Origin of the sequence: Croceicoccus gelatinilyticus (genome assembly GCF_018398395.1) — a bacterium.
Classification (GTDB): Bacteria; Pseudomonadota; Alphaproteobacteria; order Sphingomonadales; family Sphingomonadaceae; genus Croceicoccus; species Croceicoccus gelatinilyticus.
Genome location: NZ_JAHCBF010000011.1, coordinates 1 through 11,904, shown reverse-complemented (window position 1 = coordinate 11,904; position 11,904 = coordinate 1). Strand labels below are relative to the sequence as shown.

Below are 11,904 nucleotides of genomic sequence, written 5' to 3'. Positions count from 1 at the left end.
CATGTAGATGATAACCCTTGAGAAAGCAGGTTGGAGTGATACTCCAAACTGAATGGAAAAAGGGTGCCTGAAATGGAAATTCTTCTCTACGTGCTGGCAGGGTTGTTCGCAATCTTCGCCGCTATCGCTATCGCGCGCTTCGCTCTGGGCCTTGCCTGGACGCAGGCAGGCGCGGTTCTGACCACGCTGGTCGTTGCTATCGCACTGGTGCCCGGCGCTTACGCCGCGGCAAAGGCCGGCCAGGTTCTGGCCACGGCAGAGGCGAGCAATGATCGCCAGATCGATCGCGCCCGCGAGACCATCCGCAAGGACATCCTGCGGCGGTCGGACTACTACGTGAAGTACCCGCTGGAAACCCAGCGCGCGGTTCGCATCGCTCTCTACCTCGCCTGATCATCCAAGGCAGGTAGAACGGGTTTCTGCATTTCCTTCGCTCATCCTATAATCGCGCTACAGGCACCCAGCGCATTTCGGGAAAGCGAAGGAACAATGCAGTTCAAAGCCGGTGACATTGTCACGCACTTCGGTCGCGTCGTCGAGCAGAAGGACGACGGGACAGTGGTTGTAAAATCACTCGAAGGTCTTCTGCAGGACGGAATGATCAGTATCCATTCCAAGCACCTGAACATCGTTGATCGTCCCTTCGGCGTCGGCTCGCCCGTTGCCTACAGGGGCAGAAGCTTTGTCGTGATCAAGAACCTCGAGGACAGGGGTCTGCTCTTCATCCAGGAAGAAGACGCCGAGCCTGATGACGCCGCCTCGTACCTGACCGTGCGTGCGCAAGACGTGATCAAGCTACCCGAAGATGAGCAAGTCGTGCTTTCCCGCGCTGACAGAAGGGTCTTCCTCGCAAGATCGATCCCCGATCTGGTCGCCCTGGAATTTGCAGAAGAACCCGCGACAATTACCGACGCGCGCGAAGTTGCAGACGCAGATGAAGCCGCAGAGATCGAAACTGATCCGCCCGTTCAAGAAGTGGTCGCGCAAGAGGCCGAGATCCTCGCCCCCGCTGATCCCGAACCGGTCCATGAGATCTCTACAGAAGAGATCGTCGAAGAACCCACGGTCCCGGCCGCTACCGAAGAACGCGACGCAGCGCCTGTCAACGACCAGACCGAAGCAGTGACGGTTGCCGAGGAAGCCGAAGAGCTGGTGACTGGCGAGGCTCCGTCTCTGCGCGAGCGCATCAACCAGGCCCAGATCGAAGGGGACAAGGCTCCAACATACGATCCTTCAGGATTTCTCAGCAGGTACAGCGACCGTTTCCGCTGAGACAACCAGAGAACCGCAACGAGCAAGGGGGCCATCAGGCCCCCATTAATGGGATGACCCGCCCTGTCCTTCCATGCACATTCGGCGGACTGAGAAGGAGGTAATTATGAGCATACGCAACCAACCAAGAGATGCAGCCGTCTTCGGCATCGACATTGGCAAAACAGTCTTTCACGTTGTCGGCCTCGATGCGGCCCATGCACCGATCCAGAAGGCGACATTCAGGCGGGAGACGTTGCTGCAGTTTTTCGAACGCGCGTCGCCGGTTCTGGTCGGGATGGAAGCATGCCCCGGTTCGCAGTGGCTGGCGCGCAAGCTGCTAGGGATGGGGCACACAGTTAGGATCGTGCCGGCACAATTCGTGAAGCCCTTCGTAAAGTCGAACAAGAACGACATCATCGACGCGGAAGCCATTGCGGAAGCCGTCACTAGGCCGACGATGCGCTTCGTAGAGATAAGGACACCGGAGCAGATCGACCTGCAAGCACTCCACCGGGTGCGAGACCGGATGATCGCCCATCGAACGAGGCTGATCAGCCAGATGCGCGCCTTCTGTCTCGAGTATGGTATCGCGATCCATCAGGGCGCAGGCAAGTTCAAGGCCGAGATACCGCGCGTGCTTGCGGATGAGACCAACGAGCTCACCCCTTCGATGCGCCGGATCCTGACGGAGGTTCACGGCGAGATGATGGAACTCGAACAGCGCATCACAGCCATGAACCACGAGATCGAAGCCATCGCCGCGCGCAGCGATACCGCACGGCGCCTGATGACTGTGCCGGGCATCGGACCGCTGGCCTCGACCGCTCTGCTGGCGGCGGCAGGATCGGGACGTCAGTTCCGCAGGGCACGTGATCTCGCTGCCTGGCTCGGTCTAGTGCCGCGCGAACACTCGACCGGCGGGAAGACTAAGCTGCTTGGCATCAGCAAGCGCGGCAATAAATACCTGCGAAGGATGATCGTCCATGGTGCTCGATCCTGTGTTACACATCTCGATAGAAGCAGGGACCGCTTGGGCCCATGGCTCGACGGGCTTGAGAGCAGGATGCACAAGAACAAGGTCACGGTCGCCCTGGCTGCCAAGATCGCTCGCGTTGTCTGGGTGATTCTGACCAAGCCGGGCGCCACCTACGAGCGGCGCGTTCCAGCGTTCGGCTGAACGGCGCCGCCACCAACTGCGAGGTTCGTAAGAGTGATGACGAGACAGTGGACCAGCGCATCGTAAGCCCCGTCAAAAAAACGGGCAGAAAGCCCGAAGCATTTATCTGGGAACGAGGCGCGCGGATCTCATCAAGGCCTGGCCGCAACAGCGGCCCACTCGCGAGAGGCCGGATACATTTGTGCAGACTGGCACCGTCAACACCAATCGACCCTTGCATGGACAGGGCGGGTCATACATTTTTTGTGAACGACCTCCTCCATGCACCCGACACTATGCGGGCGCATGGAGGATGCCGAACGCATCCGGGCCCCGTGAGCCCGCCGATCCCGCAGCGCCAATGGCGCGGTGCCAACAACGGCCAGGCGAACCCACGGAACACTGCAAGACTACCGAGCATCTACCATCCTGAATCCAGATGGAGGCCGGCACCAGCAGACAACGCGGGATCCTTTGCGCCCTAACCGCCAGCCTCCCTTCGGAGATACAGGAACATGACTACCAATCCGCTGCCGGTCGTTCTCGACCGCCTCGAGAAGGCCCTTGGGGTCCAGGGCGTAAAGCTCAAGCGCTCCCAGGTTCTCGAAATCGCGGCCATGGCCTTCGGCTTCCGCAATTCCAATGCGCTGACCGCCGCGTGCAAGGCCGGCGACATCAATCCGCCGATGGCCCGTCCGATAGGCCGCCTGCGCGACATCGAAGGTGACAATCTCATCGTCGCCCGCGACCCGATCGCAAACGCGACCTATTCGATCGACGAGAGCTTTCTCGAACAGGTTGCCGCAGAAGAGCGCGCGGAGGAGTTCGGCATCTCGCCTTACGGTCACCTCCTCAACCTGGCCGACCTTCTCGATCTCAATATCGATGATATCGAAACCGGCGTCACCGAGGTCCATGTGGGTCGCATCTCGCACAAGCATGGCGGCGACTTCTACATCGCGACCGATGATGACGGGCTCGAGATCCAGCTTGCCGCCTATTGCCGTGAAAACTGGGACGACTTGTCCCACTGCGACCAGGCGCAGGAATGCGACCTCGACACCATGGACGCATCCGAGATCGTCGAGACCTACTTCGAACTTCATGGCGACGAACATCTCGACAGGAGCGTCGAGCAGGTCGTCGGAGGTAAGGTAAGGGGCTTGCCGTTCAACAATCTGCCCGAACGGGCAAAGATCCTCGAACTGGCAGACAACCTCGATGGCGGGGTCTCTGCCGACATTTGGTACGACGCTCACGAATATGGAGCGGATGCGCCTGAAGATCCTGACCGGCTTGCTGAGAACAGGATCGAGACCACCATGAACGCGATGACCGGCGCCGCCGGCGTGCTCAGGCTCGTCGCCGCCTCGCAGGCGTAATCAGGATGTGGCGGGCCTTATGGGGTCCGCCACGCTCATGCAGGGACACTCACCCAATTGCTCCGGGAAGCCCCGTCACTTCAGGGCGGGGAGGGATAGGAGCTTAAGCCACCGGTACTTCTGCTCTTCATTGTAGCCGTGCGGGCAATCGATCCGAGCTCCGCCGCATTAGACAGCCAACTATGAAAGGGGGCCATATAAATGGAACTCATCCGAGGCCAAGTCTATCGGCTCAAGCCAACCACACAGCAGATTGCCGATCTCGAAGGCACTGCTGGGGTGACCCGGCTAGTCTACAACCTGATGCTCGAGCAGCGCCGCACCTGGGGCCAGCGCCATAAACTTGGCCGGTCGACCCAGAGTGCCGAGATCAAGACCTTGCGCGCCGAGTTCGACTTTATCGCCGCGCGGGCTCAGACCACTCAGAAGCACGCACTCAACGACCTCGAGCGCGCTTTCCAGAACTTCTTCGCGCGCCGTGCCGCCTATCCGCGCCCGCGCCGCAAATATCTCGACGACAGTTTCCGGCACGACGGCCGCGAAGTTAAGGTCCGCCGGATCTCGCGCCGCTGGTCGGAGGTCTTCATTCCCAAGATCGGCTGGATCCGGATGCGGGACAGCTATGGCGGCAAGCTGGCCGGAATGGAAAAGAGCATCCGCACGGCGACCTTGCGCCGCGATGCTTCGGGATGGGCCGTCAGCTTCGCTGTTACTTGCGAATTCAAGGTTTCCGCAACGCCGCTTGGCCAGATCGGCATCGATCGCGGCGTTGCCGCTCCGATCGCTACGTCTGCCGGCGATATCTACCGGCTGCCTGCTGGCGTCGCTCATACCGATGCCGCCATCCGCAGGGCCCAGAAGGCGATGAGCCGGCGCAAGCGCGGCTCGCGGCGCTATGCCAAGGCACGCAGCCGCTTTGCTCGTCTGAAGGCGAGGCAGGTCCGGCGGAGGCAGCACATGCTGCACGCGGTCTCTCGCTCGATCGCCAACGACAACGGCCTCGTCGCTATCGAAGCGCTCAATATCTCGGGTATGACCCGATCAGCCAAGGGCTCTGCTGAAGAGCCAGGCCGCAATGTTCGAGCCAAGTCTGGTCTGAACAGGGCGATCCTTGCCAGCGGTTGGGGCTCGTTTGCCACCATGCTCGGCTACAAGCTCGAAGAACGCGGCGGTATCCTGATCTCCGTCGATCCCAAGAACACCTCCCGGCAATGCGCCGAATGCGGTCATACCGCGCCAGAAAATCGCGAGAGCCAAGCGATCTTCAGGTGCAATGCCTGCGATCATCAAGCGCATGCCGACATCAACGCCGCACGCAATATCCTTGCGCGCGGTATCAACCTTAAACGGCGGGGGAACACTCCGTTGCTGGACGCTGAGGGCAAGGCATTAGCTCCCTGCGAAGCGTCAACTATCCTCTCGGTTGCGGCCTAGCCAACCAAGGAAATCCCCGTCTCTTCAGGGCGGGGAAGATGTTAAGAACACGGCACGGATGCGCCTGAAGATCCTGACCGGCTTGCTGAGAACAGGATCGAGACCACCATGAACGCGATGACCGGCGCCGCCAGCGTGCTCAGGCTCGTCGCCGCCTCGCAGGCGTAATCAGGATGTGGCGGGCCCTACGGGGTCCGCCACGATCATGCAGGGACACTCACCGGCTCGTCGAGCTCGACGTCCTCAGCCATCTCCACATCGGCTTCATCGGGCGTGACTTTTACAAAGCGCCCCGACCAATGCGGTGGGCCCGATATGCCCTCAAGCATAAGAAACGGCCCGAAATCGCGCTCGACGATCTTGTTCCAGAACCGGTCAAGCCGAAGAAACAAGGCGACCTTGGCCAGACCCATCTGCTGCCTGTCCATACCGCCCTGGACCGCTACTACGCGATAAACCGCGCCGACCATCAGATGAGGGTTGGCAGCGACCCTGATCGCAACCTTTACGCCCTGCGGACGCAGCAGAAGCTGGCCATTGTTGATGCAAAGCGCGTAGTCTCCAATTGACCAGTCGCGTTCAAACGGCTTGTCGTTGTTGCCGCGTATCTCTTCCATCGCGGTCTACTCGCACCCGATCCCGTCGTTGTCCCGGTCCAGATGGCGACCATAGCCGGGCTGCCCGCGCCGTACCGGCGCCGCGCCAGCCGCACGCGCCGCCGCGCAATTGGCATAGTAGGCCGAACCACCAGGCGAACGCTGCACAGGCGCAGATGCTCCGGCATTCGAGCCGCGATGACAGTGCCGTCCGCCGTTCTGCTTATCGTTATGGCAGCCATCGGCAGCCAGGCGCCCGCCATGCGCGGCCGACGTCGCCGCCGGCAAAACCGATGCCAGCGCGAAAGCACAGATCGCAGTCGCGATCCTAACCTGAGTTTTCATCCGAATTTCCCCCACGACGTGAGGCTTACCACGTCATCATGCTGATAGGAAATCGACGACATGCATACCTCGCCCAACCACCTCGAGGCCGTTGCCGACGCTTATGCTCGCAAGAGCGAACGCGAAAACGGCGGACTGCCCTTCGCCTTCATCGCGGTCCTGCCGCAGGATGGCGAAATGGTCGAGGCAGTATTGGGCGTGGCGCAAGCCAACCAGCAGGGATATTCGCCAGTGCCTGCCGCATGGGCCCATGGCACCTATGCCGAAATGAACGAGCTATGCGATGAACTCAACGCCAAGCGCCTCACCGGAGACATGGCGATCCGGATTATCGCATCGACGATGAACGGGCAGCGATTTACCGCCACAGCTACCTAAAGTTTCTAAGATCAGCGATGGATCTCGAAACAATAATCATAATCATTCCCTCCACCCACGCAGAGACCATGATCGAACGCGCTTTGTTCCCTGTCCGGTAGGTAGAAGAAGATGAGATAAAGTATGATTAGTCCGAGCCCAAAGCTGATGAGCGTCTGTTCCTTGTTCTCGTCCATCGGCGATCCACTCCGACAAGCTTACATAAAGCGGCTGGGATCGAGCGCCTTACCGTTGAGCCGCACCTCGTAGTGCAGGTGAGGGCCGGTTGACCGGCCGGTAGAGCCGATACGCCCGATCATGCTGCCCTTCCTGACCGACTGACCCTTTCCTACGTCGACCTTCGAAAGGTGCGCAAAGCGGGTCTCGTAGCCAGACGGATGCCTGATGACGACCAGCAGGCCGTATGAACCCTTCCAGCCAGCATAAGTGACGACACCGTTTCCGGTCGCATGGACAGGCGTGCCTGTGGGCGCTGCGAGATCCATGCCCTTGTGAGCACGCTTCTTGCCGTGGAACGGGTCATCGCGCGTGCCGAATTCGGACGTCACGACCTGTGCGGGAAGGGCGCTGCCCATCACGAGCGCTGCGATCACGGCAGATGCCGATCCTATGCGGAAGAGCTTGACCATACCGCGATTATAGGATGCCGAGCCCCGCCGTCCAAACCGTCCAGTCGAGAGGCTCAGGAAAGGGCAGGGGAGGCAAGCAGTATTTGTCTATCCCATCCTAAAAATTCTCTTGTTCCAGACCCCAGCAATCTGGGAAAATTCCCTGCGACAGACGCAGCGAAAGCATTTCAGCCAGGTCCGTCCGGCAGCCAATCGTTCTCGATCAGGCTGACGGCGCACCAGACGCCGGAGATCAGGCGCGGGCGTTGACCGAGGTGAGCCTCGAGAAACGTGTCCGTTCCCTTCGGCGCACAAGCAAAGTTGAACATGAAGCTTATTCTCGCCAGCCTCGCGGCCATTGGTGCGCTTGCCCCCCAGTTTCAGGCAGCCGCCGCGGAAGAAGGTCTATTCGATCTCTCCGCTCCAGAACCGGTAATCGTCGATCCGATCAGGATCGAGTTGCCCGAGCCCAATGTCCCGACGCTGGCAGAGCAGGCCGAAATCGACTGCCTTGCATCAGCCATCCACTTCGAAGCCCGCGGCGAACCCACTGACGGCCAGATCGCTGTCGTCGAGGTCGTCCTTGCCAGAAAGGCAAATCCCCGGTGGCCGGCAACCGCATGCGGCGTCATCGCACAGCGCGCGCAGTTCTCATTCGTGAAGCGTGGCAAGGTCCCCAAGGTCCCGCACGATTGTCACGAACGCCATAGCGCGCTGGCCCGCGAAGTGGTCGAAGGTCGCAAGACCGCAGGGATGCAATCAGCCGTCTATTTCCACGCTGATTATGTCGCGCCGTCGTGGCGCAAGCGCGTCAAGAAGATGGGGCAGATTGGCAACCACATCTTCTATTCGGCGACCTGAACTAGACAAGTCCGACAACTAGGATTGACCGGACGACTTCTGAGCCACCGTCTGCCGCCAGGCAGCATGACAAGCTATAGAAATGATGGCTTATTATGGGTTGTCGGCCGCTATCACGCTCGCTACTGTACTTCTCGCGCAATCGAAGCCGTGGGGGATATTCGCAGCGCATTAGGGGGGGGGTCGCGCAGATGTTCGCTGACGCTGCACTTTCGTGCTTCGTTCTGCTTGCCCAGTTTCTGGGTGTCCCGGCCGACCCCAAACAAATCCATCACGATCGCGGCAAGGGCGATGCCCCCTATTCCTTTGATGATTTGCTGCGCGTCGCAAAGCGGCTTGGCCTGATAGCACGGAGACGGTCGGCAGGCCTTTCCGATCTCGCGAAGATGCCGCTGCCAACTCTGGTGTCGCTGGCTGACGGTGGCGCGGCCGTGTTGCTCAAGGTCGATGACAGCGACGAAAGCGGTGTCCGCCATCTGGTGATGCCTGCCGGTGCCGAAAAACCAGAAATCTGGTCCGAAGTTGAGGTCGCAGAACGTTTCGCACTGAATGCCGGTAAGGCCGACCTGCTTCTAATGACCAGCCGCGAACATATCGCCGGGCAGAAGCGCGCCTTCGATATCAGCTGGTTCATCCCGGCGCTGGTCAAGTATCGCAAGCCGGTTGCGCGACGTGCTGCTCGGCAGCTTCTTCCTGCAACTGATGGGCCTCGCTTCGCCGATCTTCTTCCAGCTGGTGATCGACAAAGTGCTGGTCCACCAGTCGATGACGACGCTGGAGGTTCTGGCGATCGGTCTGGCAACAGTGCTAGTCTTCGAGACCCTGCTGTCCGGCCTTCGCAACTGGCTGTTCGCCCACACCACCAATCGGGTCGATGCCGAACTGTCGGCCTCGCTGTTCCGGCATTTGGTCGCCCTGCCCCTCTCCTACTTTGAGGCACGGCGCGTGGGCGACAGCGTGGCGCGGGTGCGCGAACTTGAGAACATCCGCAACTTCCTCACCTCGAACGCGGTGACGGTGGTGATCGACCTGTTCTTCACGATCGTCTTCTTCATCGTCATGTATCTCTACTCGCCGATGCTGACGCTGATCGTGGCGCTTACGGTGCCGATCTATGCGGTGATCTCAGTTGTGGTCACCCCGCCCTTGCGTGCCCGGCTTGACGAGAAGTTCAAGCGCGGCGCGGAGAACCAGGCGTTCCTCGTCGAGACGGTCACTGGCATCGGCACGCTGAAGGCCATGGCGGTCGAACCGCGCATGCGCGACAAGTGGGAAAAGCAGTTCGCCGGCTATACGAAGACCGGCTTCGACGTGACGGTGCTGGCCAATTGGGGCAGCCATGCGATCCAGCTGGTCTCGAAGCTGACGACGGTCGCGATCCTCTTCTTCGGCGCCAAGGCTGTGATTGCTGGCGACCTGTCTGTCGGCAGCCTTGTTGCCTTCAACATGCTGGCAGGCCGTGTGGCACAGCCGATCCTGCGCTTGTCACAGCTCTGGCAGGACTTCCAGCAGGTGCGCATCTCGGTCGATCGGCTTGGCGATATCCTCAACGCGCCCGCCGAACCCGAGCACAATCCCAACCGCGCAAGCCTCCCGCCGATCAAGGGCGCGATCAGCTTCGACAAGGTGCGCTTCCGTTATCGCGCCGATGCGCCCGAGGCCCTGCGCGGCGTCAGCCTCGATATTGCTCCCGGAGAAATGCTGGGGATCGTGGGTCCGTCGGGCTCGGGCAAGTCCACCCTTACCAAGCTGGTGCAGCGGCTCTATGTGCCCGAACAGGGACGGGTGCTGGTGGATGGCACCGATCTCGCGCTGGTCGATCCGGCATGGCTGCGGCGGCAGGTCGGAGTGGTGCTGCAGGAAAACATCCTGTTCAACCGTTCGGTGCGCGAGAACATCGGGCTCGCCAACCCGACCCTGCCAATGGAACGGGTGATCGCCGCTGCCGAACTGGCAGGCGCGCACGAGTTTATCCTGACCCTCTCGCATGGTTACGACACGATCATTGAGGAACGCGGCTCCAACCTGTCGGGTGGACAGCGCCAGCGGCTCGCCATCGCCCGTGCGCTAATTACCGATCCCAAGATACTGATTCTCGACGAGGCGACCAGCGCACTGGATGCCGAGAGCGAGGAGATCATCCAGAACAACCTTGCACGGATCGCAATGGGCCGCACGGTTCTCATCATCGCGCACCGGCTTTCGGCGGTCCGGGCCTGCGACCGCATCATCACCATCGAGGCAGGCGATATCACTGAAGCCGGCACGCACGACCAGCTACTGCGCAAGGGCGGTCGCTATGCCCAGCTCTACTCCAAGCAGATAGGCGTGCAGGAGGCGGCGGAATGAACGCGCTCGCCACCCGCTTCCCGACAATGTCCAAACACTGGTCGGTCCTGCGTGAGGCATGGAACGCGCAAACCATCGCCGACAAGGCCTTCCGCTCGCGTGAGGAGCATGAGTTCCTGCCCGCCGCGCTGGAGATCATGGAAAAGCCGCCAAGCCCCGGCATGCGCATGCTGCTGTGGCTGACCTGCGGGCTGTTCGTGCTCGCCCTGCTCTGGGCGGTTCTGGGCAAGATCGACGTTGTCGCGGTCACTTCAGGCAAGACGGTGCCAAACGGTAACGTGAAGCTGATACAGCCGATCGAGATCGGCGCGGTGCGCGCGATCCATGTGAAGAACGGACAGTTCGTCAGAAAGGGGCAGTTGCTGATCGAACTCGATCCCACCCTTGCCAGTGCCGACGAGGCACAATCGACGCAGAGGCTTGCTTCGGCCCGCGTGATCCAGGCGCGTAACAATGCTCTACTCGCTCATCTGCGGGGCGAACGACCGACCTTCCGGGCGCCGGAAGGCACGCCGCCCAATGTCATCGAGACCGAACAGATCTATGTGCGCAGCGCGATCGCCCAATACGAGGCGCAGCGGGCTTCCCTCATCCAGCAGCGAGCCGAGCGGAGCGCCGAACTGGCAGGCGCCGAGGCGGAGATTGCCAAGCTCAGGGAAAGCCTGCCCTATCTCGATCAGCAGCGCGATGCGCGGGCAGAACTTGCCGAGAAGGGTTACTACTCGCGGCTCAAGCTGCTGGAATACGAACAGCTGCGCGCCGAGCATTTACGCAATATCGATGTGCAGGAGGCCAATGCCGCCAAGGCCCGTGCTGCCATCGGTACGATCGAGGCGGAACTGCGGAGCTTGCGCGAGAACTTCGGCAAGACTGCTGTGACTGAACTGGCCGAAGCGAATGATCGGGCGGGGCTGGCGTCCGAGGAAGTGCGCAAGGCCGAGCGCCGCCGCCGTTATCAGGAAATGCGCTCGCCGGTAGATGGCGTGGTGCAGCAGCTTGCGGTCAGCACAGTGGGCGGGGTGGTCCAGCCCGCGCAGCCGTTGATGGTGATCGTGCCTTGCAAGGCAAACGATGCAACCAATGCTGCCAGTTGCAACGGCGACATCGCGGTCGAAGCGTTCGTTCAGAACAAGGACATCGGCGGCATCAAGGTCGGTCAGCGCGTCGCCGTGAAGCTCGAAGCGTTCAACTTCACCGATTACGGCATGATCGAAGGTACGGTCGAAACGATCAGCCGCGATGCCATAGATCAGAGCAGAGAGCCTGCCGGGTCAGTGCGTGATGATAACGGTCGTCCGGTTCAGCCGGGTCTGGTCTATGCCGCGCGGATCGCTCTGCACTGCGCTGCGGATGCCCCCGAGCGCTCGCCACTATGCGATCGGGTTCAGCCTGGCATGGCCGTGCAGGCCGAGATCAAGACCGGCAGGCGGCGGATCATTCAGTACCTGCTCTCGCCTATCAGTCATACCAAGGCGCATTAATCACGACCCATGCGCCCATTGGCGCAGTCCGATGGACATGATGCGCCACGGCTGATCGAC

Annotated in this window: 14 protein-coding genes; 9 read left to right on the top strand and 5 right to left on the bottom strand. The window is 61.0% G+C overall.

From position 1 onward, the window contains the following. The first annotated feature begins 72 nt into the window (after positions 1-72). From KIH45_RS16730 to KIH45_RS16710, 5 genes are all read left to right on the top strand, one after another. Positions 73-393 (top strand): hypothetical protein, encoded by a 321-nt coding sequence (locus tag KIH45_RS16730; RefSeq protein ID WP_213177142.1) that lies wholly within the window; start codon positions 73-75, stop codon positions 391-393. A 96-nt stretch (positions 394-489) separates the two neighbouring features. Continuing rightward, on the top strand, positions 490-1,272 hold the full coding sequence (locus KIH45_RS16725; protein ID WP_213177141.1) for a hypothetical protein: 783 nt from the start codon (positions 490-492) through the stop codon (positions 1,270-1,272). 106 nt (positions 1,273-1,378) lie between these two features. Beyond that, the gene (locus tag KIH45_RS16720; protein WP_048884335.1) at positions 1,379-2,431 is read left to right on the top strand and encodes an IS110 family RNA-guided transposase; all 1,053 of its coding nucleotides are present in this window, start codon (positions 1,379-1,381) and stop codon (positions 2,429-2,431) included. Between the two features lie 494 nt (positions 2,432-2,925). Further along, on the top strand, positions 2,926-3,792 hold the full coding sequence (locus tag KIH45_RS16715) for a hypothetical protein (protein WP_213177140.1): 867 nt from the start codon (positions 2,926-2,928) through the stop codon (positions 3,790-3,792). Positions 3,793-3,993: 201 nt separating this feature from the next. After that, a complete protein-coding gene (locus KIH45_RS16710; protein ID WP_213177139.1) occupies positions 3,994-5,226 on the top strand; it encodes an RNA-guided endonuclease InsQ/TnpB family protein in 1,233 nt (410 codons plus the stop codon). Between the two features lie 203 nt (positions 5,227-5,429). Here KIH45_RS16710 and KIH45_RS16705 read toward each other — a convergent pair whose 3' ends face one another. Next, on the bottom strand, positions 5,430-5,843 hold the full coding sequence (locus KIH45_RS16705) for a hypothetical protein (protein WP_213177138.1): 414 nt from the start codon (positions 5,841-5,843) through the stop codon (positions 5,430-5,432). A gap of 6 nt (positions 5,844-5,849) precedes the next feature. Next, positions 5,850-6,167, bottom strand: coding sequence for an excalibur calcium-binding domain-containing protein (locus KIH45_RS16700; RefSeq protein ID WP_213177137.1), 318 nt, complete (start codon positions 6,165-6,167; stop codon positions 5,850-5,852). Positions 6,168-6,227: 60 nt separating this feature from the next. Between KIH45_RS16700 and KIH45_RS16695 the strand changes: the two genes are divergently transcribed. Next, positions 6,228-6,545 (top strand): hypothetical protein, encoded by a 318-nt coding sequence (locus KIH45_RS16695; protein WP_213177136.1) that lies wholly within the window; start codon positions 6,228-6,230, stop codon positions 6,543-6,545. Positions 6,546-6,742: 197 nt separating this feature from the next. Here the strand turns inward: KIH45_RS16695 and KIH45_RS16690 are convergent, their stop codons facing one another. Further along, a complete protein-coding gene (locus KIH45_RS16690; protein ID WP_213177135.1) occupies positions 6,743-7,174 on the bottom strand; it encodes a M23 family metallopeptidase in 432 nt (143 codons plus the stop codon). 167 nt (positions 7,175-7,341) lie between these two features. After that, positions 7,342-7,482, bottom strand: a complete 141-nt coding sequence (locus KIH45_RS16685; protein ID WP_213177134.1) for a hypothetical protein — start codon at positions 7,480-7,482, stop codon at positions 7,342-7,344. Between KIH45_RS16685 and KIH45_RS16680 the strand changes: the two genes are divergently transcribed. Further along, the gene (locus tag KIH45_RS16680) at positions 7,481-8,014 is read left to right on the top strand and encodes a cell wall hydrolase (RefSeq protein ID WP_213177133.1); all 534 of its coding nucleotides are present in this window, start codon (positions 7,481-7,483) and stop codon (positions 8,012-8,014) included. The two genes, KIH45_RS16685 and KIH45_RS16680, sit on opposite strands and share 2 nt — an antisense overlap. A gap of 122 nt (positions 8,015-8,136) precedes the next feature. Here the strand turns inward: KIH45_RS16680 and KIH45_RS19390 are convergent, their stop codons facing one another. Further along, a complete protein-coding gene (locus KIH45_RS19390) occupies positions 8,137-8,490 on the bottom strand; it encodes a hypothetical protein (protein WP_273544192.1) in 354 nt (117 codons plus the stop codon). Positions 8,491-8,686: 196 nt separating this feature from the next. On the opposite strand from KIH45_RS19390, the gene KIH45_RS16675 reads away from it, so the two are divergent. Continuing rightward, positions 8,687-10,363 (top strand): type I secretion system permease/ATPase, encoded by a 1,677-nt coding sequence (locus KIH45_RS16675; RefSeq protein WP_337925505.1) that lies wholly within the window; start codon positions 8,687-8,689, stop codon positions 10,361-10,363. After that, positions 10,360-11,844 (top strand): HlyD family type I secretion periplasmic adaptor subunit, encoded by a 1,485-nt coding sequence (locus tag KIH45_RS16670; RefSeq protein ID WP_213177132.1) that lies wholly within the window; start codon positions 10,360-10,362, stop codon positions 11,842-11,844. The genes KIH45_RS16675 and KIH45_RS16670 overlap by 4 nt, the downstream gene beginning before the upstream one ends. Positions 11,845-11,904 lie beyond the last annotated feature (60 nt).